This window comes from Paraburkholderia jirisanensis, from assembly GCF_054782355.1.
Genome location: NZ_BAAGSQ010000033.1, coordinates 536,572 through 555,937, shown reverse-complemented (window position 1 = coordinate 555,937; position 19,366 = coordinate 536,572). Strand labels below are relative to the sequence as shown.

Below are 19,366 nucleotides of genomic sequence, written 5' to 3'. Positions count from 1 at the left end.
GCGACCACAGGAAAAATAGCGGATAATTGCGGCTTTCATCCTAAGCCCAGATTTTATCCGAGGACAAGCGCGATGGACTTTAGCATAAAAGCCTGTGATTGGAGCAAAGGCTCGACCCAGGGCTTCCTCACCGGAAAATCCGATTGCATCGTGATCGGCGTCTTCGAGTCGCAGACCTTGTCCGGCGCTGCGCTGGAGATCGACACGGCCACCAAGGGGCTGCTCACGCGCATCATCAAGGCGGGCGACATGGACGGCAAGAACGGCAGCACGCTGTTCCTGCACGAGGTGTCGGGCATCGGCGCATCGCGCGTGCTGCTGGTGGGTCTCGGCAAGCAAGATGGCTTCACGCAAAAGGCGTACGGCGACGCGGTACGCGCCGCATGGCGGGCGATCCTGTCCACCAAGATCGCGCAGGTCACCTTCACGCTTGCTCAGGCGCCGATCAAGGAACGTTCGTCGGATTGGGCGGTGCGCGCCGCGATTCTCGGGCTGCGCGAGCTCACGTACAAGTTTACCCAGATGAAGAGCAAGCCGGACAACGGCGCGCGTGCGTTGAAGCGCATTGTGTTCAGCGTCGATCCGGATGACGAGAAGCTTGCGAAGGTGGCCGCGAAGCAGGGCAATGCGCTGGCTAACGGCATGGACCTGACGCGCGACCTCGGTAACCTGCCGCCCAACGTCTGCACGCCGACCTATCTGGCCAACACCGCCAAAAAGCTTGCTAAAGACTGGAAACTGAAAGTCGAAGTGCTCGGCCAGAAGCAATGCGAAGCGCTGAAGATGGGCTCGTTCCTCGCGGTTGCGAAGGGCTCGGTCGAGCCGCCGCAGTTCATCGTGCTGCAGTACCACGGCGGTGCGGCCAAGGCCGCGCCGGTGGTGCTGGTCGGCAAGGGCATCACGTTCGATACCGGCGGCATCTCGCTGAAGCCGGGCGACTCGATGGACGAGATGAAGTACGACATGTGCGGCGCGGGCTCGGTGCTCGGCACGCTGCGCGCCGTCGCGGAAATGGGCCTGAAGCTCAATGTGGTCGGCATCATCCCGACCTGCGAGAACATGCCGGCCGGCAATGCACTGAAGCCGGGCGACATCGTCACCAGCATGTCGGGCACCACCATCGAAGTGCTGAACACGGACGCCGAAGGCCGCCTGATCCTGTGCGACGCGCTCACTTACGCCGAGCGCTTCAAGCCGGCTGCGGTGGTCGACATCGCCACGCTGACGGGCGCCTGCATCATCGCGCTGGGTCATCACAACAGCGGCCTGTTCTCGAAAGACGACGCGCTCGCCGGCGAGTTGCTCGACGCCGCGAAGGAAGCGATGGACCCGGCATGGCGCCTGCCGCTCGACGACGAGTATCAGGACCTGCTGAAGTCGAACTTCGCCGACGTCGCCAATATCGGCGGCCGCCCGGCGGGCAGCGTGACGGCCGCGTGCTTCCTCGCGCGCTTTACCGACGCGTATCCGTGGGCGCACCTCGATATCGCCGGCACCGCGTGGAAGAGCGGCGCGGCGAAGGGGGCGACGGGCCGTCCGGTGCCGCTGCTGTCGCAGTTCCTGATCGACCGCGCCGGCCAATGATGCGGTGCGGTAACGGCGTGAGCGGTGTAGGCGATTGCGTTGCACGCGGGCGGGCTTCGCGATGACGCGCATCGACTTCCATTCGAACGTCGGCGATTCGCTGGGGTACGCCTGCCGCCTCGTGCGCAAGGCGTATCTGGCCGGCCAGCCGCTGATCGTGCTGGCTGAGCCGCCGCGGCTGCGTGCGTTCGACGAGCAGTTGTGGACCTTCGCGCCGCTCGAGTTCGTGCCGCACTGCATGGCAGGCAGCCCGCTTGCTGCGCAAACGCCGGTGGTGCTGGCCGCGAATCTCGACGACGTGCCGCATCATCAGATCCTGCTGAACCTGGGCGATGCGGTGCCGGCGCAATTCGCGCGCTTCGAGCGGCTGCTCGAAGTGGTCGGCAACGAACCGGATGAACTGGTGGCGGGACGAGAGCGCTATCGCTTTTACCGCGATCGCGGCTATGCTCTGAACAACTACAAGCAAGGCGGCTAAGACCGCTTTGCCTTCGCGGGTCTTGCATGCGGTGGCGTGCAAGATCTTTTCGGATCATCGGTTCGTCCGACTTATTGACGGAGTGCTCCCGTGCCTCATCCGAACGATTCTCAAGATGCTGCGATTCCCGTCCTGAACGAAGTGCTCGTGCAGGGCGACCCCGCACAGGCGCGCGATACCGCGCCCGAACCTGCCGATGGCTTTGGCGCGGAGCCTGACGAAGGCGCGTTGCTGGAGGATGAGGCAGCCGCGCCGATCGATTTGCCGATGAGCGATGCGATTGTGTCGGCGAAGCCTGCGCGTGATGTGAAGGCGGTGGAGTCTGTGCAGACGGAGGTGGCTGCGGCGGTGGTGGGCTCGACGGCTGCGGCTTTGCAGGCTGCGGCTGCGTCGCCAGAGGCCGGATCACCCGCGGCTGAATCGCCTGTCGCTGCACCAGCTTCGGCCGCGCCCGCTGCCCAGACGCATGTCGCCCCGGAGCCTTCACGGCCGGCCGACGTGCCGCCGCACGTGAGCGCACCTGCTGTGCCCACTGCGTCCGCCGTACCTGCCGCGCCCACCGCAGCGCATCCGACGCCGCCGCCCGCCGCCAGCCCCGGCATCACCGATTACGACGCCAACCTGATCGCCGAACGCCTGCGCGGCCGCTTCGCCAGCTATCTGACCGGCGAAGGCCGCAGCCTGATCGAGGCCCGTTGCCGCGATGCGTTCCAGGAGCACACGTCGCGTCTGGTCAGCCAGATCACGCGGGAGGTGTCGATGGCGCTGGAGATGGAACTGACAGGCTGGGTGCGCGAGGCGATCCGCGAAGAGCTGAAGCACCGCGGCGGTTGAGGCCGCCGCGAAAGCAAAGGCAAAAGCAAAAGCAACGACGCGCGGCCATCGGCCGCAGGCCGCCGCGCCGCTTTACTTCAACGTCAGAATCCACGCAGCGAGCGTCGCCGCCTGATCGGGCGTGAGCTGCGTATTGGCCGGCATCGGCACGGTACCCCACACGCCGACGCTGCCTTCCAGAATCTTGCGCGCCAGGTAGACCTCTGCGTCGGCACGCGACGCGTAGCGATCCGCGATGTCGTGCATCGAAGGCCCCATGAAGCGCCGGCTCACCGAATGGCAGCTCATGCAGTTTTGCTGCTGCGCAAGCACAAGTCCAGGCGAAGACTGCGCGTACGCCGGTGCGACGATCGCCAATGCGCCAGCCAACCCCAATGCCGCATACGACTTCGTGTTCATCATGGTCTCCGCCGGGTCGAGCCCGGCTTATCGTCCCGCATTATAAAAGCAAAGGGGCACACGGCATTTGCCGTGTGCCCCATTTGCTTCGCGCGGTGTGTCGATCGACGGACTATCCGGTCACGCCGCCCTTGTGCGCCGGTAACGCAAGCGCCGCGTACTTCGCCAGCACGCCGCGCGTGTAGCGCGGCTTCGGCTGCTGCCATGCGGCGCGGCGGCGCTGCAGTTCGGCGTCGTCGACGTTTAGCTGCAGCACCAGCTGGAGCGCGTCGATGGTGATCGAGTCGCCTTCCTGCACCAGCCCGATCGTGCCGCCGACGAACGCTTCCGGCGACACGTGTCCGACCACCATGCCCCACGTGCCACCCGAAAAGCGGCCGTCGGTAATCAGGCCGACCGATTCGCCGAGCCCCTTGCCGATGATCGCCGAAGTCGGCGCGAGCATCTCCGGCATGCCCGGGCCGCCTTGCGGGCCGAGATAGCGCAGCACCAGCACGTCGCCGGCCTTGATGCTGTCGTTCAGAATCGCGTCCATTGCGCTTTGCTCGTCGTCGAACACGCGCGCCGGGCCGGTGATCACCGGATTCTTCAGGCCGGTGATCTTCGCGACCGCGCCTTCTTCAGCCAGGTTGCCGCGCAGGATCGCGAGGTGGCCTTGCTTGTACAGCGCCTGCGCGATCGGAAAGATCACCTTCTGGTCGGCGCGCGGTTTGCTGGGCACGCCCTTCAGTTCTTCGGCCAGCGTGCGGCCGGTGATCGTGATGCAGTCGCCGTGCAAGAGGCCCGCGTCCAGCAGGATCTTCAGCACCTGAGGAATGCCGCCTGCCTGGTGCAGATCGGTCGCGACGTACTGGCCCGACGGCTTCAGGTCGCAGATCACTGGCACGCGCTTGCGGATGCGCTCGAAGTCGTCGATCGTCCATTCCACTTCGGCGGCGTGTGCGATCGCCAGATAGTGCAGCACCGCGTTGGTCGAGCCGCCGGTCGCCATGATCAGCGACACCGCGTTCTCGATCGACTGTTTCGTGATGATGTCGCGCGGCTTGAGGTCCCGCTTCACCGCTTCGACCAGCACGCGTGCCGATTCGGCGGCCGAGTCGACTTTTTCCTGATCGGGGTTCGCCATCGTCGACGAATACAGCAGCGACATGCCGAGCGCCTCGAACGACGAGCTCATCGTGTTCGCGGTGTACATGCCGCCGCACGAGCCGGTAGTCGGGCAGGAGTTCTGTTCGATGCCTTCGAAATCGGCCTCGGACATGCGGCCCGCGGTGAACTCGCCGACTGCCTCGAACGACGACACGATGGTCAACGCCTTGCCCTTCCAGTTGCCTGGCATGATCGTTCCGCCGTAGACGTAAATGCCCGGCACGTTGATCCGCGCGAGGCCGATCATGCCGCCCGGCATGTTCTTGTCGCAGCCGCCGACGACCACCACGCCGTCCATCCACTGGCCCTGCACGCAGGTCTCGATGCAATCGGCGATCACTTCGCGCGACACCAGCGAGTACTTCATGCCTTCGGTGCCCATCGACATGCCGTCCGAGATGGTCGGCGTGCCGAAGATCTGCGGATTCGCATCGGCGGCCTTGATCGCGGCGACCGCCGCGTCGGACAGGCGCTGCAGGCCGGCGTTGCACGGCGTGATGGTGGAGTGGCCGTTGGCGACGCCGATCATCGGCTTGTCGAAGTCGTCTTTCTTATAGCCGATGGCGTAATACATCGAGCGGTTCGGCGAACGTGCGACGCCTTGTGTGATGTGTTGCGAGCGACGGTTGTATGGCATGGGGGACTCCATCCAGTCTGTTTTTGGTCTGCGCGCCGCGGGCGGCGGTGCGGCAGGATGTGGCGGCGTGGGGGCCGCTGCGGCGGGGCGGTTTCGGGCGACGCGTGCCTGGGTGGGGCATCGCTTCGCACCGATTTGTCCGGGCTTCGTGTTTCGACGCCCGTGGTTCGGGCCGCCTCGCGCCGCGCTTCGTGCTGGCTGCGGCCGCGTCTAGCAACCTCTTTGGCCGCTTCGCCGAGGTCGTTTACGCCTGTTCCGGCAAGTTTAGGCCGACCCGTCGCGCAACAATGAGGTTTCTCGAAACGAATGTCCAATATATTATTCGACGCCTATTAGGTCGTAAAATGTATTACTCATGATTCCGCTCACGCCCGATCTGCGCGCGTTGCGCTACTTCATCGCCGTCGCCGAAGAAAGGCACTTCGGGCGGGCGGCCGCGCGTCTGGCCATGACGCAGCCGCCGCTGTCGCAGGCAATCCGCGCGCTCGAGGAAACGCTCGGCGTCGAGCTGTTCGCGCGCACCAAACGCTCGGTTGAATTGACGCCGGTCGGCTTCGAGCTGCTGCCGGAAGTGCGGCGCCTGCTGGCCAGCGCCGAGGCGCTGCGGCCGCTCGCGCAAAGCCTCGCGCGCGGCGAGGCGGGCGGGCTGTCGCTGTCGTTCGTCTCGACCGCCGATTACGGCTTGCTGCCGCCGCTGCTGCGCGATTTCGGCGTGCGCCATCCGCACGTGCGGCTGCAGCTCGCGGAGGCAACCAGCGACGTGCAGCTCGAGGAACTGGTGGCCGGCCGCATCGACGCAGGCCTCGTGATCGGGCCGCTGCCGTCGCGCTACGCGGCGCAGCTGTCGTGGCTGCCGATCGTGCGCGAGCCGCTCGTGATTGCGATGTCCGCGCAGATGGCGGCGCTTCTGGAGGCGCGGGACGAAGGGCGGGACGGACACTCCGCTGCACCAGGCCAGCAGCGCAACGCAGGTTTGCAGCCCGCGGTCGCGCAATCCGCGGCGCAAGCGGACTCCATCGCCGAATCGCGCGAAGGAGACGAAGGGCATGATGCTCCGATCAGCCTGCGCGACGCGGCCGACGCGCCGCTCGTGATCTTCCCTCGGCGTCTGGCGCCGGGCTTTTATGACATCATTATGGATTGCTACGGCGCGGCCGGCCTCACGCCGCGCATCGGCCAGCAGGCGATCCAGATGCAGACGATCGTCAGCCTCGTGTCGGCAGGCATCGGCGTCGCACTGGTGCCGCAATCGCTGCGTAACCTGCGGCGCACCGGTGTCGTGTACCGGCCGTTGCGCGATGCGGTGCCGGCGGTCGAGACGGGGCTGGTGTGGCGTACGCGGGCGGTGAGCCCGGTGCTTGCCGGGTTCATCGAGATTGCGCGCGAGCATGCGGCCAGGGTGGCGGCAGATTCCGCGGCCGATGCTGCAACAGGCGCGACAACAACTGCGGCAGCACATGCAGATGACGCCGCAACCTGACGAGCAGCCCACGCGCACCGATTGAACGCCCGCGCTTGCCACCGTTCCAACAACATCCGAAGCCTTCGACCCACCGTCAGAATCTGAATCTCATAGCACTCCGACAACAACACGATGCTCATTCACCCGAATTTCGACCCCGTCGCGATCCATCTGGGTCCGCTCGCCGTGCGCTGGTACGGTTTGATGTATCTCGTCGCATTCGTCGCGGCGATCGTCGTCGGCCGGTTGCGGCTGCGTTTGCCGCACGTCGCGGCGCAAGGCTGGACCGCGCGCGACATCGACGACATGCTGTTCTACGGCGTGCTCGGCACCATCCTCGGCGGCCGTCTCGGCTACGTGCTGTTCTACAAGGCGAGTTTCTATTTCGCGCATCCGCTCGACATCTTCAAGGTGTGGGAAGGCGGCATGTCGTTCCACGGCGGCTTTCTCGGCGTGCTGTTTTCGATGATGCTGTTCGCGTGGCAGCGCAAGCGCACGTGGATGCAGGTCACCGACTTCATCGCGCCGATGGTGCCCACCGGCCTCGCGGCAGGGCGTCTTGGCAACTTCATCAACGGCGAACTGTGGGGCCGCGTGACCGATCCGTCCGCGCCGTGGGCCATGCTGTTCCCGGGCGCCGCCAACGACGACGCCGCGTGGCTCGCCGCGCATCCGGCCCAGGCCGCGCAATGGCATCTGAACGAGGTGTTCGCGCAATATCACCTGCTGCCGCGCCATCCGTCCGAGCTCTATGAAATCGCGCTCGAAGGCGTCGCGCTGTTCTTCGTGATGATCCTGTTCTCGCGCAAGCCGCGGCCGGTTGGCGCGGTGTCGGCGGTGTTCCTGATCGGCTACGGGCTGGCACGCTTCACGGTGGAGTTCGCGCGCGAACCGGACGATTTTCTCGGCTTGCTGGCGTTCGGCTTTTCGATGGGCCAATGGCTGTCGCTGCCGATGATTCTCGCCGGCATCGCGATGCTCGTGTGGGCGTATCGCCGCGGCGGGCGGCAGGCGCAGCAGACAGCGAACGCGGGGTGAGGGTGATGGTGAGGCCTGGGCGCTACTGAAGAGCGCTCGATCGTTTGCGGGCTTGGTGCTTGCGCGAGCCTCGCCACACAACGCATCAGAAAGAAAAACGCCACGGCATGCCGTGGCGTTTTCGCTTCCATGCAATGTCACGCAGTACGCCGCGCGGCGCAGCGGCATTGCACTGTCGCGAGGCTCACCGCATCATTTCATCTGCACCGACCCGGACACATTGACCGTCACCGTCGACGTACCGCCTTCGAGCGGCGGCGGCGCGGCTTTTGCGTCGGCGCCCAGCGCGCGCGCGCTCATCATCATCATCGGGCGTGGCATCACGCCGCCCTGGCCGATGTTCACTTCGCGGATCGAGTATCCGCTATAGCCGAACGCCTGTGCCGAAGCCGCCGCCTGCTGACGGAACGACGCAATCGCGTCACCGGTCAACTTTTGTTCGGCGGCACGCTGCGTTTCCGGCGACAGCGAGAACTGCACGTTGCCGATCTGCATCGTCGTAGCGAGGTCGCCCGCGAGCTTCGATGCGCTCGCGAAGTCGCGCGATTCGATGATCACTTCGGTGCGGCCGCGCCAGGCGGAGATGCGGCCGTCGCGGTCGGTGGACGGATAGATCGAGAACGAGCCGGTGCGCGCGGTGATGCCGCTGACACCTTTGGCCTTGCGCAGCGCGGCGTCCGCGCGTTCGTTGAGCGTTTTGGTCAGCGACGACGGGTCTTGCGCTTGCTGCTCATAAAACAGCGTGATGTTTACGACGTCCTGCGGTACTTCGCTGCTTGCCTGGGCATTCAGCGACAGCACGCCGGCAGGCTGATACGGCACGACGGTCTGTGCGCGCGCGGCGACCGGCGCAAGCGCCATCAGCAGAGGAACGGCACAGGTGCCGGCGAAGGCCAGCGCAAGCGTAATTTTTCTCGTCATAGGTCGACTCCTTGGTTAGGCGAGAGAGCGGCGCGCGGCAGCAGATCGGGCGACGTGACTTGACGTGACGCGATGCAGTCAGACTCGCGAGCTTGCAACTCCCTTGCGACCCCTTAGTCGCACGACAATACGTTCTGGTTCCCGAAGCGCTGACGTGCGCCAATGCCGAAACGCCATCGGACGAAAGCAAGGGTCGCGCGCAGCATGCAGGCTCACGCAATGCGCATCACGCTTTCCTGGCCAGCTGCTTCGTAATGAACGCCCATTCGGTATCGGTCACTGGCGTGATCGACAGCCGGTTGCCCTTCGCGAGCACGCGCATGTCCGCGAGTTCGGGATGCTCGCGCAATGCGGCGAGCGGAATCAGCTGAAGCTTCTTCTTGAACACCACGTCGACCAAGGTCCAGCGCGGCGTTTCCTGCGACGACTTCGCGTCGTAGTACGGGCTCTTCGGATCGAACTGTGTCGGGTCGGGGTAGGGCGTCGACGACACCTCGGCCAGACCGGCGATGCCGGGCTCCGGGCAGCTCGAGTGATAGAACAGCACGCCGTCGCCGATCTTCATGATGTCGCGCATGAAGTTGCGTGCCTGATAGTTGCGCACGCCCGTCCATGGCAACGTGCGCTGCGATGCATTCGCGAGGTCGTCGATGCTTGCCTCGTCCGGTTCGGACTTCATTAGCCAATAGCGCATGATTCGAATGGACAAAGAAAAACGGCACCGGACGAATGTCCGATGCCGTTGAGATAGGTCCCCGCCTTAGCCGCTAGGCCGGCATCCTGAACCGGAGGTTCAGAATTGGTCGCAGTTAGCAGCACTTCGGGTACATCAGACAGAGTGACGCGCACACCCGTGCTACAAATTTCCGCAACCGTGCACATGGCATTGGTTCAAGGAATATATGACCTTGGCGAACCAGGCAGGGAAGCTAAACCTTAACAAACTCGTAAAACGCTACTGCTGAAATCTTGCTGCACCTTGCAGTTCAAAGATGCTTACTGAGCACTGTATTGCCCGATCACTGCACCGAGCTGCTCATTCATTTGCGCCATTGTACGCCGGATTTCCTCGGCAGGAAAAGATTCTCCGTGACGCACGCTGCTTTGTAGCTGAAGCAGTTCCGATGCCAGCGACAGGGCCGCCATCACCGCGATGCGATCGACGCCGCGCACGCTGCTGCTCGTGCGGATCTTCGTCATTTCGGCATCGACGCGAGCCACCGCTTCGAGCAGCGCGCCTTCGGTTTCCGGCGAGCAGGCGAGGCGATAGGACTGACCGATAATCGACACTTCGATCTGCTTCGTGGTCATGCGTTTTCTCCGTGACGGGTCACGTCGCTATGCGCGCTGTCGTGCGGTTCGTGCGCGTCGGGCGCGAGCAGGTCGAGCTGGCTGTCGGGCTCGGCATGCGAACGTGCGCGCGGCAGTTTTTCGAGGATGGCGTTCAGGCGCACCTGTGCGTCGTCGATTTTCGCCGACAACGTATCGCGCTCCGCTTGCAACGCATTGCGCTCTTCGCGAGTTTGCTCGAGTTCCGCGCGAGTGGCCTCGCATTCGGTACGTGCGTGCGCAAGCTGCTCTTCGAGCGCGCTACGTGCTTCTTGATGGCGTTGGTTGATTTCAATCAACCGGCCGATATTTTTGGATAAGGTTTCGAGTTCGGTGAGCATGAGCTGCGTCCTCTAAAGACGCTGCATTTTAGCGCGGAATACCGGACGTTCGGGCATTTGTCTCGTTTCGAGACGTAACAACAACGCATATTTTGCACGACGCGGCACGTGCATGCCGCGCAAAACGCATGACGTATACGTGTTTTTTGCAGATTCGCGGCGCCCGATCACGCAGGCCCATTTCGATATTGCTGCTTTCTTGACGCTCCCGGCGCGCGCTCCTACACTTGCCGCACTTTGGTGCCCGCGGGCGATTTTCGTATCGCACGCAGTTAAACGGGAAGCAGGGAGCGCAGTCCGCCAGGACGAGCCAACCTGCGCTGTCCTCGCAACGGTAAGCGACCGCATCGTGATGCAGGTCGGCCCCGCGCGCGTTCGACGAACGCGCCACATGCCACTGCGCAGCTTGCGCGGGAAGGCGGGCCGAGATGTCGCCAGCCCGGATACCGGCCAGAGAGGAGGGTGCGCGATGACGCGCCCTGTCATGCATCGGCTTGCGAGGGACAGGCCGCGCGCCCTGTCCACAGGAACGTTTTCCGATGCTCATACCCACCGCCCGCGCGGCGCTATGTGCGTGCGCGAGCCTGCCGTTTGGCGTGCCCGTGCAAGCTGTTCACGTCGTGCAAGCCGATCCCGACAACACACTGCACACATCGCAAAACGGCACGCAAGATCGCAGCACACATAACGGCAACGTTGAGAGCGCGACGCTCAGCGGCGCAGAGCCTGCCGGCCCATCTGTCGCCACGCTTGCGCCGCTCGTCGTCACCGCCCGGCGCGATGCGCAGCCGCTTGCCGATGCGTTGCCGCAGACCGTGCGCTTCGACGCACAGGACATCGCCGACACGACCGCCCGCGATCTGTCCGGCCTGCTGGCGCTCGCGCCGGGCGCGCAGATCGTGCGCAACGGCGGCCCGGGCTCGACCGCGAGCCTGTTCCTGCGCGGCGCTTCGCCGGCGCAATCGCTGGTGTTGGTCGACGGCGTACGGATCGACTCGGTGAGCCAGGGCAGCGCGCAGCTCGAACAGATCCCGCTCGACCAGATCGATCACGTCGAAGTGGTGAACGGCAACGTGTCCGCGCTATACGGTTCGGGCGCGATCGGCGGGGTCGTGCAGGTGTTCACAAAGGATGGCGGCAACCATCCGCCGCGCTTTCACTTCGAGACCGAGCTCGGCAGCTATCACGCCCAGCGCCAGGCGGCGGGTGTCGACGGAGCGCTCGATCGCGACGGCCGCACCACCTTCAGCATCGAGCTGGCGCGCGCGAAGGACGACGGCTTCTCGTCGATCGACCCGGCGCTGGCGCCGGTCAACCCGAACGCTAACGGCTATCTGAACCAGAGCGTATCGGCGTCGCTGCGGCACAGGTTCAGCGAGCGCTGGGACGCGGGCGTGCGCTTTTTCCAGTCGAACGGCAACGACAGCTTCGACGATCCATTCGGGCTACCTGGCGATCTCAACAATCTTCACAGCCGCGTGCAGGCGGTGTCGGCGTTCGCGAACGGCAAGCTGACCGACTGGTGGACGAGCCGTTTCGTCGCCGCGCGCAGCAGCGACCGCAACGACACGGCGTTGAACGGCGCATACCAGTACCGCTACGACACCGACAACCGCCAGTACACGTGGCAAAACGATTTCGCGCTCGCCCCCGAACAGAAGCTGCAGCTTGGCTACGAACATCTGGACCAGAGCCTCGACTCGAACCAGTACACGGCGCCCGGGCGCCACGTGAACTCGCTGTTCGCCGGCTACAGCGGACGGCTTGGCGCCAGCCAGTGGCAGGCCAACCTGCGGCGCGACCAGTACTCCGATTTCGGCGGGGCAAACAGTTACTATCTCGGCTACGGCTATAACTTCAGCGAACACTGGAAGGCGACTGCAAGCTGGTCCGATGCGTTTCGCGCGCCGGGCTTCAACGATCTGTTCTTTCCGTTCAGCGGCAATCCTGCGATTCAACCTGAACGGAGCCATTCGCTCGAAGCCGCGCTGCAGTATGCGTCGGATGCACTCGGTGTGTTGCGGCTTACCGCGTTCGAAACGCGTTATTCGAATCTGATCGACTATGTGCAGACGGTGCCGGGCGTGTTCGTCGCGCAGAACGTCGGGCGCGCGAAGGTGCAGGGCATCGAGGGCTCGTGGGCGGGGCGGGTCGGCAACACCGACGTGCGCGCGGCGCTGACGCTGCAGAATCCGGTCGATGAAGACACGCAGTCTGACCTGAACCGGCGCGCGCGGCACTTCGCGTCGTTTAGCGCGAACCGCTCGATCGGCAGCTGGCGCGTCGGCGGCGAGTGGCTCGTCAGCGGCGCGCGCAACGACAGCGGCACCGAACTTGCCGGCTACGGCGTCGTGAACCTGTCGGCGCGGTATCAGATTACGAAAGCATGGCATGTCGCGGCGCAGATCCAGAATCTATTCGATAAAGACTATGAGCTTGCCTATACGTACAACACTCCACGGCGCGGCGCGTATGTCACGCTCGGCTGGCAGCAGCAATAAGCCTGCATCGCCGTGACGGGACTCGCGTCGACTCGCGCGCGGCGCGCAGCAAAACCTGCGTCCGCGATGAGCGCGCGGCGTGCGGCCGCTATCTGGGCGGCACTCGGTGCGCTTGCGCTGGCGGTGCTGGCCGCTTCGCTGGCACTCGGTAGCGTGCCGGTTGCACCCGCGCGGGTGCTGGCCGCGCTGTTCCCCATGCAACACGCGGCCGGCACGCCTGCCGACCTCGCTGGCGAAATCGTGCGTACGCTGCGGCTGCCGCGTGCGCTGGCGGGCTTCTCGTGTGGCGCGCTGCTGGCTCTGGCCGGTGCGTTATTGCAGGTGCTGTTGCGCAATCCGCTTGCCGAACCGTACGTGCTCGGCGTGTCGGGCGGCGCAGCCACCTTCGCGCTGTTCGCGATGATGGCCGGTTGCGCCGCGTGGCTGGTCGATGCGAGCGCCTGTGCCGGCGCGTTCGCATCGATCCTGCTGGTGCTCGGGCTGGCGCGCGGCGAACTATGGCGCGGCGAGCCGCAGGATGCCTCGCCGCGCTTGCTGCTGACCGGCGCCGTGATCGCTGCCGGCTGGGGCGCGGTGATCACGCTGCTGTTGACGGTTGCACCCGAAGGACGTCTGCGCGGCATGCTGTTCTGGCTGACCGGCGACCTGAACGGCGGCACCGTGCCATGGAGCGCGCTGGCGGCGCTGCTGCTGGCGCTGGCCGTGATGATGCCGGCCGCGCCGCAACTGAACGTGCTGTTGCGCGGCGATGCGGCCGCGCGTGCGCTGGGTGTGCCGGTGACACGGCTGCGCTTGCGTATCTATCTGGTCGCATCGCTGGCGACCGCTGCGGCCGTCACGACTGGCGGCACGATCGGTTTTATCGGTCTGGTGGTGCCGCATATGCTGCGCCTCGCATTGGGCAACGATCAACGGATGCTGCTGCCGGCCGCGGCGCTGGCCGGCGGCGCGGCGGTGATGGGCGCGGACCTGGTCGCGCGCACGGTGATCGCGCCCGCGCAACTGCCGGTCGGCGTGATCACTGCGCTCGCCGGTGTGCCGGTGTTCCTGTGGATGCTGTTGCACAGGCGGCGCTGATGAGCGGGCACGCATCGTCCACTGGCATGTTGTCGGCGCAACGCATCACGTTGCGCGCGGGCGCACGCACGCTGCTCGCGGACTTCACGCACACGTTCTATCCCGGCGAGAGCTGGTGTATTGCCGGCCCGAACGGCGCCGGCAAGACGACATTGCTCGCGACGCTCGCCGGCTTGCGGCGGCCCGCTGCCGGGCAGGTCGAAATCGACGGCATGCCGGTGCACGACTGGCCGCCGGTGCGTCTCGCGCAGCGCCGCGCGTTGCTGCCGCAAACCGCGCATGACGCGTTCAGCGCCAGCGTGCTCGACGTCGTGCTGTTGAATCGCTTCCCGCATCTGTCCGGCTGGGGCTGGGAGCGCGCCGAAGATCGCGCCGCGGCACATGAGGCGCTCGCCCAGCTCGGTCTTGCCGAATTCGCCGCTCGCGACGTGCTGTCGCTGTCCGGAGGGGAGCGGCAGCGCGTCGCGCTGGCGGCAACCCTGTGCCAGCAGGCGCCGCTGATGCTGCTCGACGAACCGCTGACACACCTCGACCTGCATCATCAGATCGGCTGCCTCGAAGCGCTGGCCGCGTGGTCGCGCGAAGCGGACCGCACGCCGCTACGCACGTCGCTGCGCACGCTACTATTTTCGTGTCACGACCTGAACCTCGCGCGCCGCTTTGCGACGCACGCGCTGCTGCTCGATGGCGCAGGCGGTGCGTACGCGGGCCCGGTGCGCGATGTGCTGACACCGGCCCGCGCGAGCCGCGCATTCGGCTATCCGCTCACGCTGATTCGCGACGGCGACGACGAAGCGCTGGTGCCCGCGCTGCGCGCAACTTCGCGCGGTGCTTCACATCAACCGCCAGCAAGCCGCGGCACGCCCCCAAACTCTTCAAACTCATCTTCCTGACGACTCTCTCCATGACCACCGTGCTTTCCCTGCCCACTGTCGAACCGCTGGATACGGCGCTGCGCGCCGAACTGCAGCACATCATCGATACCAAGACAAAGCCGCCGGGCAGCCTCGGCCGGCTCGAAGCGCTTGCGCTGCAGATCGGTCTGATCCAGCGCAGCACGCGTCCGACGCTGCAACGCCCGATGATGATCGTGTTTGCCGCGGACCACGGCATCGCGGAGGAGGGCGTGAGCCCCTATCCGCAGGCGGTGACCGCGCAGATGGTGTTGAATTTCCTCGCCGGTGGCGCGGCGATCAACGCCTTTAGCGGCGTCGCAGGTGTCACGCTCGAAGTGGTGAACGCGGGTGTCGCCACACCGTTGCCGACGCACGAACAACTGATCGATCTGGCGATCGCGCCCGGCACGCGCAACTTCGCGCATGAGCCCGCAATGACGCGCGAAGAGGCGCTCGCCGCGCTGCAAGCAGGCGCCGCGCGGGTACGTCATCACGCGGCGCTTGGCACGAACCTGATCGGCTTCGGCGAAATGGGCATTGCGAACACGTCGGCGGCCGCGTGCCTGATGAGCCGGCTGTGCGGCGTGCCGATCGACGCATGCGTCGGCCGCGGCACCGGTCTCGACGACGCGGGGCTCGCGAAAAAGCGCGCCATCCTCGCAGCGGCACTGGCACGCCATCCGCATGTCGACGATCCGCTCGACGTGCTCGCAACCTTCGGTGGCTTCGAGATCGCGATGATCGCGGGCGCGTGCCTCGCTGCTGCGCAAGCGCGCATGACGATTCTGATCGACGGCTTTATCGCCACCGCTGCGCTGCTCGTCGCGGCGGCCTTCGCGCCGGCGGTGCGTGACTATTGTGTGTTCGCCCATGCATCGAACGAAGCCGGGCATCGCGCGATGCTCGCGCACTTGCAGGCCGAGCCGCTGCTCGCGCTCGACCTGCGTCTGGGCGAAGGGACCGGCGCGGCGCTTGCGGTGCCGCTGGTGCGCGCGGCGGTTGCCTTCATCAACCAGATGGCAAGCTTCGAGGCAGCGGGCGTGGCCAATCGCGACGATGCGTGACGCGGCGATGACGAACCACCGCCGTCCATCGTCTGCCGATTGCACGACGCACGTGCATTGCGCACCGCACGCACCGCACGCACCGCACGCGCCGCACGTACCGCACGTACCGCACGTACCGCACGCACTGCACGCACTGCACGTACCGCACGCACCGCACGCGCATCACGCACTGTACGCACCGCATCGACCATGAGCCCGCTCGCTGAACTGCGCTACTTCTTCACTGCGCTCGGCTATTTCACGCGCGTGCCGGTGCCGCGCTGGGTCGGCTACGAGCCCGCGTATCTGAGCCACGCGGCGCGCTATTTTCCGTTGATCGGTGTGCTGGTCGGTGGCGTCGGCGCACTGATATATCTCGTTGCATTGCATTTCTTTCCGGCCGGGATTGCCGTGCTGCTGTCGATGGCGGCGACGCTCGCCGTCACCGGCGCGTTCCACGAAGACGGTCTGGCCGATTGCGCGGATGCGTTCGGTGGTGCCTATACGCGTGATGATGCGTTACGCATCATGCAAGACTCGCGGATCGGCGCCTTCGGCGCCATCGCGCTGGTGATCGCTCTGGCGTTGAAGTGGCAGACGCTCGCAGCAATGCCGCCGGCGCGCGCGGCGTGGCTGATGATCGCCGCGCATGCGGCCAGCCGCGTGTGCGCGATCAGTTACCTCGTGACACTCGATTACGCGCGTACCGAAGGCAAGGCCAAACCCGTTGCACAGCGCATGACGCGCGGCGCATTCGCGTGCGCGCTGGTATTCGGTTTGCCGTGGCTTTTCTGGCCCGATTGGCGTGAAGGTTGCTTCTGCACCGTTGTGCTGATTGTGTTGCGTGTGCTGCTCGGCCGCTATTTCGTGCGCCGCATCGGCGGCTACACCGGCGATTGTCTCGGTATGGCGCAACAGATCGGCGAACTGGCTATCTATCTGACGGGGGCTGCATGGATGTCGTCCTGATTCGTCACCCGGCTGTTACTGTGGAAGCGGGCGTCTGTTACGGGCACAGTGACGTGCCGCTTGCCGATGGGCCTGAGGTGTCGGCCGAAGCGCTGGCGGTGCGGCTCGCCATGCTACAGGTGCCGGCGCCGCGGGTGGTGCTGTCGAGTCCGCTGACGCGCTGCGCGACGGTGGCCGCCGCGCTCGCGAGCAATTTCGGCTGCACGACGAGCACCGATGACAGCTTGAAGGAGATGGATTTCGGCTCGTGGGAATTGCAGCGCTGGGACGATATCGATCGCGCGCTGCTCGATGCGTGGGCCGAGGATTTCGAAGACGCGCGTGCGCATGGTGGCGAGAGCGTCGCGCAATTCGTCGCGCGGGTGAAGGTGTGGTTCGATGTGTTCGTGCAGACGCGCGAGCTGAGCCCGGCGTATGTGGTCACGCATGCAGGCGTGATACGGGTGATCGCGGGGTTGGCGCTGGGCGTGCCGATGGAGGGCTGTTTGCGCTGGTCGCTCGATCTGGGTGGCGTGGTGCGTCTGCGGCGCGACGATGCGACGTTGAAGTGGGTGATCGTGCGGTGGAATGCCTGAGTGGTAGATGCAGTGGCTGCGGCGGCTAGCGCTACGGCTTCGGCTATGGCTTCGGTCTGCGCGAGCGCGCCAGCTCGAGGTCTTCGCATAGTTGAGTTGCACCCTGCACGATACGCGGTGCCGGACGGTTGATCAGATCGCCGTCGATGGTGAACAGGTTGTCGCGCGCGACGGCGGTGACCGCTGGCCACGCGCGCCATTTGTCGAGTTGCGGCAGCGTCGTATCGGGCGCGGTCGCGCCCGGCGCGGCTGTGACGATCGCCTCCGGATTCGCGGCGAGCACGGCTTCGGTCGAAACGGTCGGCACCAGCGGCTCGAGCTTGCCGAACACATTGCGGCCGCCGCATAGCGCGATCACGTCGCTGATCATGTGCGTGCCGTTGAGCGTCATCAGCGGCTGATCCCATACCTGATAGAACACGTCGACCGGCGGCCGCGCAGCGTAACGCGTACGAAGTTGCGCGATGTCGCGGCGGTACTGGTTCGCTGCACGATCCGCTATTGCTGACGTGCCGAGCATCTGGCCGAGCCTGGTCAGCGTTGCCGGGATATCGTCGAGCCGATGCGGCTCGCTGAAGAACAACGGCACATGCAGTTCGCGCAGACGCTCGATCTGTCGCTGGGCATTGCCATGCCGCCAGACGACGATCAGGTCCGGATGCAACGCGACGATGCGTTCGAGATCGAGCGCCTTGTTGTCGCCGACGCGCGGCAACTGGCGCGCGTCGGGCGGATAGTCGCTATACGCGACCGCGCCGACGATCTGCGCGCCTGCGCCTGCTGCGTAGAGAAGCTCGGTGACATGCGGTGCCAGGCTGATCACGCGTTGAGCCGGAGCGTTTAGCGTGACGCTTGCGCCGGTATCGTCGATGACGGTGACTGGTGCGGCATGCGCTGCGGTGGGGTGGCAGGCCCATGCGATCAGGGCGGCCGTCGCCAATGAAGTGGCCAGCGCAGTTGCCGTTGAAACCTTCAGTGAAGCCGCCGGCGAAGCGACGCGTGCGGTCCGCATTGGCTTAGCGTGCCTGCTTGTCGGCATCGGCATCGGCATCGGCATCGGCATCGGCATCGATGGCGAGCACGCTTTCGTGCAACGCGAGTTCGAAACGCGCCCAGTCGCTTTCCGATGCGGGCAAGCCGATGCGAACACTCGGCTGCTGCACGAAGAAACGCGTCCAGATGCCGCGCTCGGCCAACGCGCGATGCAAAGCCGCGGCGCGCTTATCGTCAGTCCATGCGAAGAGCGGCGTCGCATGGACGGCGAAACGTTGTGCGCGCAACAGCTCGGCCAACCGCGCGCCTTGCGCAGCGAGTTGCCCGTGCATGTGCCGTTGCCAGCCGGTATCGGCTAACGCCGCCCCTACCGCGTGCCGCGCCGGGCCGCTGACCGTCCACGCGCCGAGCATGTCGCGCAATGCGCCGAGCAGCGCCGGTGCGCCGAGCACAAAGCCCGAGCGCACGCCGGCCAGCCCAAAGAACTTGCCCGGCGAACGCAGCACGACGAGACCGGCACGCGCCGTGTAACCGGCAAGCGATGCAGACGGTGCCGGCATCGCATCGGCGAATGCTTCGTCGACGAGCAACGTACCGCCGCGTGCAGCCAGTTGCTCGTGCCAGTGCAGCAGCGTTGGTGCGCTCAGGTAGTCGGCGGTCGGGTTGTTCGGATTGACGAGCACCACATGCACGATGTCTGGCGGCAGCAGTGTCTGCGACATATCAGGCGACGCTCCACGCGGTACGTCGAGCGGCATCACGCGATGCCCGGCACGGGCAAACGCGGGCGCATATTCGCTGTAGGTGAGCGGTGCGATGCCCACTGTCGCGCGCGGCAGCAGCATCGGCAGCGCGCGGATGGCCGCCTGGCTGCCGGCCACCGGCAGCACGTGTGCGGCATCCGGCGCGCCGTAGTAGCGCGCGGCGCGCGCGGCGAAATCGTCGCCTTCGTCGGGCAGACGGCGCCATGCATCGGCGGGCACCGGCGGCACCGGGTAGCCGTGCGGATTGATACCCGTCGAAAGATCGAGCCATTGCTCGTACGGAATGCCGTAGCGGCGCGCGGCTTCGTGCAGATTGCCGCCGTGCGTGATGGCCGGTGCGTGGGATTCAGTCATGGATGAGGGTGGTTGATTG

The 19,366-nt window shown here is 65.7% G+C and carries 19 protein-coding genes, 1 other RNA gene and 1 riboswitch; of the genes, 11 read left to right on the top strand and 9 right to left on the bottom strand.

Features of this window, described 5'->3' with window-relative positions; all coding sequences use genetic code 11:
- Window positions 1–72: 72 nt before the first annotated feature.
- From ACYVNQ_RS34445 to ACYVNQ_RS34435, 3 genes are all read left to right on the top strand, one after another.
- Window positions 73–1,584 carry a leucyl aminopeptidase gene (locus ACYVNQ_RS34445; RefSeq protein WP_460909578.1) on the top strand — a complete coding sequence of 504 codons (1,512 nt, stop codon included), beginning with the start codon at window positions 73–75 and terminating at the stop codon, window positions 1,582–1,584.
- A 61-nt stretch (window positions 1,585–1,645) separates the two neighbouring features.
- Window positions 1,646–2,062, top strand: coding sequence for a DNA polymerase III subunit chi (locus tag ACYVNQ_RS34440; protein ID WP_460909576.1), 417 nt, complete (start codon window positions 1,646–1,648; stop codon window positions 2,060–2,062).
- A 90-nt stretch (window positions 2,063–2,152) separates the two neighbouring features.
- A complete protein-coding gene (locus ACYVNQ_RS34435) occupies window positions 2,153–2,896 on the top strand; it encodes a DUF2486 family protein (RefSeq protein ID WP_460909574.1) in 744 nt (247 codons plus the stop codon).
- A gap of 72 nt (window positions 2,897–2,968) precedes the next feature.
- Here the strand turns inward: ACYVNQ_RS34435 and ACYVNQ_RS34430 are convergent, their stop codons facing one another.
- Window positions 2,969–3,295, bottom strand: a complete 327-nt coding sequence (locus ACYVNQ_RS34430; RefSeq protein ID WP_460911211.1) for a c-type cytochrome — start codon at window positions 3,293–3,295, stop codon at window positions 2,969–2,971.
- 112 nt (window positions 3,296–3,407) lie between these two features.
- Window positions 3,408–5,081, bottom strand: coding sequence for a dihydroxy-acid dehydratase (ilvD, locus tag ACYVNQ_RS34425; protein ID WP_460909571.1), 1,674 nt, complete (start codon window positions 5,079–5,081; stop codon window positions 3,408–3,410).
- Window positions 5,082–5,436: 355 nt separating this feature from the next.
- Here ilvD and ACYVNQ_RS34420 point away from each other — a divergent pair, with 355 nt between their 5' ends.
- Complete coding sequence (locus tag ACYVNQ_RS34420) at window positions 5,437–6,561, top strand: LysR substrate-binding domain-containing protein (RefSeq protein ID WP_460909569.1); 1,125 nt, start codon at window positions 5,437–5,439, stop codon at window positions 6,559–6,561.
- Window positions 6,562–6,675: 114 nt separating this feature from the next.
- Window positions 6,676–7,581: a prolipoprotein diacylglyceryl transferase gene (gene lgt, locus ACYVNQ_RS34415; RefSeq protein ID WP_460909567.1), complete on the top strand. Its 906-nt coding sequence runs from the start codon at window positions 6,676–6,678 to the stop codon at window positions 7,579–7,581.
- Between the two features lie 192 nt (window positions 7,582–7,773).
- On the opposite strand, the gene ACYVNQ_RS34410 is transcribed toward lgt, so the two are convergent.
- The 5 genes from ACYVNQ_RS34410 to ACYVNQ_RS34390 all read right to left on the bottom strand — a co-directional run bounded on the left by ACYVNQ_RS34410 (window position 7,774) and on the right by ACYVNQ_RS34390 (window position 10,172).
- On the bottom strand, window positions 7,774–8,502 hold the full coding sequence (locus ACYVNQ_RS34410) for an SIMPL domain-containing protein (protein WP_460909565.1): 729 nt from the start codon (window positions 8,500–8,502) through the stop codon (window positions 7,774–7,776).
- 226 nt (window positions 8,503–8,728) lie between these two features.
- Entirely contained in the window at window positions 8,729–9,196 is a 468-nt protein-coding gene (locus ACYVNQ_RS34405; RefSeq protein WP_460909563.1) for an EVE domain-containing protein, read from the bottom strand.
- A 54-nt stretch (window positions 9,197–9,250) separates the two neighbouring features.
- A non-coding RNA gene (ssrS, locus tag ACYVNQ_RS34400) (6S RNA) lies at window positions 9,251–9,432 on the bottom strand.
- Between the two features lie 66 nt (window positions 9,433–9,498).
- Window positions 9,499–9,813: a cell division protein ZapA gene (locus ACYVNQ_RS34395; protein ID WP_460909561.1), complete on the bottom strand. Its 315-nt coding sequence runs from the start codon at window positions 9,811–9,813 to the stop codon at window positions 9,499–9,501.
- Window positions 9,810–10,172, bottom strand: coding sequence for an ATPase (locus tag ACYVNQ_RS34390; RefSeq protein WP_460909558.1), 363 nt, complete (start codon window positions 10,170–10,172; stop codon window positions 9,810–9,812). The genes ACYVNQ_RS34395 and ACYVNQ_RS34390 overlap by 4 nt, the downstream gene beginning before the upstream one ends.
- Window positions 10,173–10,394: 222 nt before the next feature.
- Window positions 10,395–10,641: riboswitch (cobalamin riboswitch) on the top strand.
- Window positions 10,642–10,711: 70 nt separating this feature from the next.
- Between ACYVNQ_RS34390 and ACYVNQ_RS34385 the strand changes: the two genes are divergently transcribed.
- From ACYVNQ_RS34385 to cobC, 6 genes are all read left to right on the top strand, one after another.
- Window positions 10,712–12,673 carry a TonB-dependent receptor plug domain-containing protein gene (locus ACYVNQ_RS34385; RefSeq protein ID WP_460909554.1) on the top strand — a complete coding sequence of 654 codons (1,962 nt, stop codon included), beginning with the start codon at window positions 10,712–10,714 and terminating at the stop codon, window positions 12,671–12,673.
- 66 nt (window positions 12,674–12,739) lie between these two features.
- Window positions 12,740–13,750 (top strand): FecCD family ABC transporter permease, encoded by a 1,011-nt coding sequence (locus ACYVNQ_RS34380; RefSeq protein ID WP_460909551.1) that lies wholly within the window; start codon window positions 12,740–12,742, stop codon window positions 13,748–13,750.
- Window positions 13,750–14,643, top strand: a complete 894-nt coding sequence (locus ACYVNQ_RS34375) for an ABC transporter ATP-binding protein (RefSeq protein ID WP_460909549.1) — start codon at window positions 13,750–13,752, stop codon at window positions 14,641–14,643. Before ACYVNQ_RS34380 ends, ACYVNQ_RS34375 begins: the two co-directional genes overlap by 1 nt.
- An 11-nt stretch (window positions 14,644–14,654) precedes the next feature.
- Window positions 14,655–15,710 (top strand): nicotinate-nucleotide--dimethylbenzimidazole phosphoribosyltransferase, encoded by a 1,056-nt coding sequence (cobT, locus tag ACYVNQ_RS34370; RefSeq protein ID WP_460909546.1) that lies wholly within the window; start codon window positions 14,655–14,657, stop codon window positions 15,708–15,710.
- Between the two features lie 192 nt (window positions 15,711–15,902).
- Window positions 15,903–16,661: an adenosylcobinamide-GDP ribazoletransferase gene (locus ACYVNQ_RS34365; RefSeq protein ID WP_460909543.1), complete on the top strand. Its 759-nt coding sequence runs from the start codon at window positions 15,903–15,905 to the stop codon at window positions 16,659–16,661.
- Window positions 16,646–17,236 (top strand): alpha-ribazole phosphatase, encoded by a 591-nt coding sequence (cobC, locus tag ACYVNQ_RS34360; protein WP_460909541.1) that lies wholly within the window; start codon window positions 16,646–16,648, stop codon window positions 17,234–17,236. The genes ACYVNQ_RS34365 and cobC overlap by 16 nt, the downstream gene beginning before the upstream one ends.
- Before the next feature lie 43 nt (window positions 17,237–17,279).
- Here the strand turns inward: cobC and ACYVNQ_RS34355 are convergent, their stop codons facing one another.
- Complete coding sequence (locus ACYVNQ_RS34355; protein WP_460909538.1) at window positions 17,280–18,176, bottom strand: cobalamin-binding protein; 897 nt, start codon at window positions 18,174–18,176, stop codon at window positions 17,280–17,282.
- Window positions 18,177–18,252: 76 nt separating this feature from the next.
- Window positions 18,253–19,347 (bottom strand): threonine-phosphate decarboxylase CobD, encoded by a 1,095-nt coding sequence (cobD, locus tag ACYVNQ_RS34350; protein WP_460909535.1) that lies wholly within the window; start codon window positions 19,345–19,347, stop codon window positions 18,253–18,255.
- Between the last annotated feature and the right edge of the window lie 19 nt (window positions 19,348–19,366).

Excerpts from the sequence above, each read along its gene's own strand:
- ACYVNQ_RS34445 (WP_460909578.1), top strand. The coding sequence starts at position 73 with ATGGACTTTAGCATAAAAGCCTGTGATTGGAGCAAAGGCTCGACCCAG.
- ACYVNQ_RS34440 (WP_460909576.1), top strand. The coding sequence starts at position 1,646 with ATGACGCGCATCGACTTCCATTCGAACGTCGGCGATTCGCTGGGGTAC.
- ACYVNQ_RS34430 (WP_460911211.1), bottom strand. The coding sequence starts at position 3,295 with ATGAACACGAAGTCGTATGCGGCATTGGGGTTGGCTGGCGCATTGGCG.
- ilvD (WP_460909571.1), bottom strand. The coding sequence starts at position 5,081 with ATGCCATACAACCGTCGCTCGCAACACATCACACAAGGCGTCGCACGT.
- ACYVNQ_RS34420 (WP_460909569.1), top strand. The coding sequence starts at position 5,437 with ATGATTCCGCTCACGCCCGATCTGCGCGCGTTGCGCTACTTCATCGCC.
- lgt (WP_460909567.1), top strand. The coding sequence starts at position 6,676 with ATGCTCATTCACCCGAATTTCGACCCCGTCGCGATCCATCTGGGTCCG.
- ACYVNQ_RS34410 (WP_460909565.1), bottom strand. The coding sequence starts at position 8,502 with ATGACGAGAAAAATTACGCTTGCGCTGGCCTTCGCCGGCACCTGTGCC.
- ACYVNQ_RS34405 (WP_460909563.1), bottom strand. The coding sequence starts at position 9,196 with ATGCGCTATTGGCTAATGAAGTCCGAACCGGACGAGGCAAGCATCGAC.
- ACYVNQ_RS34395 (WP_460909561.1), bottom strand. The coding sequence starts at position 9,813 with ATGACCACGAAGCAGATCGAAGTGTCGATTATCGGTCAGTCCTATCGC.
- ACYVNQ_RS34390 (WP_460909558.1), bottom strand. The coding sequence starts at position 10,172 with ATGCTCACCGAACTCGAAACCTTATCCAAAAATATCGGCCGGTTGATT.
- ACYVNQ_RS34385 (WP_460909554.1), top strand. The coding sequence starts at position 10,712 with ATGCTCATACCCACCGCCCGCGCGGCGCTATGTGCGTGCGCGAGCCTG.
- ACYVNQ_RS34380 (WP_460909551.1), top strand. The coding sequence starts at position 12,740 with ATGAGCGCGCGGCGTGCGGCCGCTATCTGGGCGGCACTCGGTGCGCTT.
- ACYVNQ_RS34375 (WP_460909549.1), top strand. The coding sequence starts at position 13,750 with ATGAGCGGGCACGCATCGTCCACTGGCATGTTGTCGGCGCAACGCATC.
- cobT (WP_460909546.1), top strand. The coding sequence starts at position 14,655 with ATGACCACCGTGCTTTCCCTGCCCACTGTCGAACCGCTGGATACGGCG.
- ACYVNQ_RS34365 (WP_460909543.1), top strand. The coding sequence starts at position 15,903 with ATGAGCCCGCTCGCTGAACTGCGCTACTTCTTCACTGCGCTCGGCTAT.
- cobC (WP_460909541.1), top strand. The coding sequence starts at position 16,646 with ATGGATGTCGTCCTGATTCGTCACCCGGCTGTTACTGTGGAAGCGGGC.
- cobD (WP_460909535.1), bottom strand. The coding sequence starts at position 19,347 with ATGACTGAATCCCACGCACCGGCCATCACGCACGGCGGCAATCTGCAC.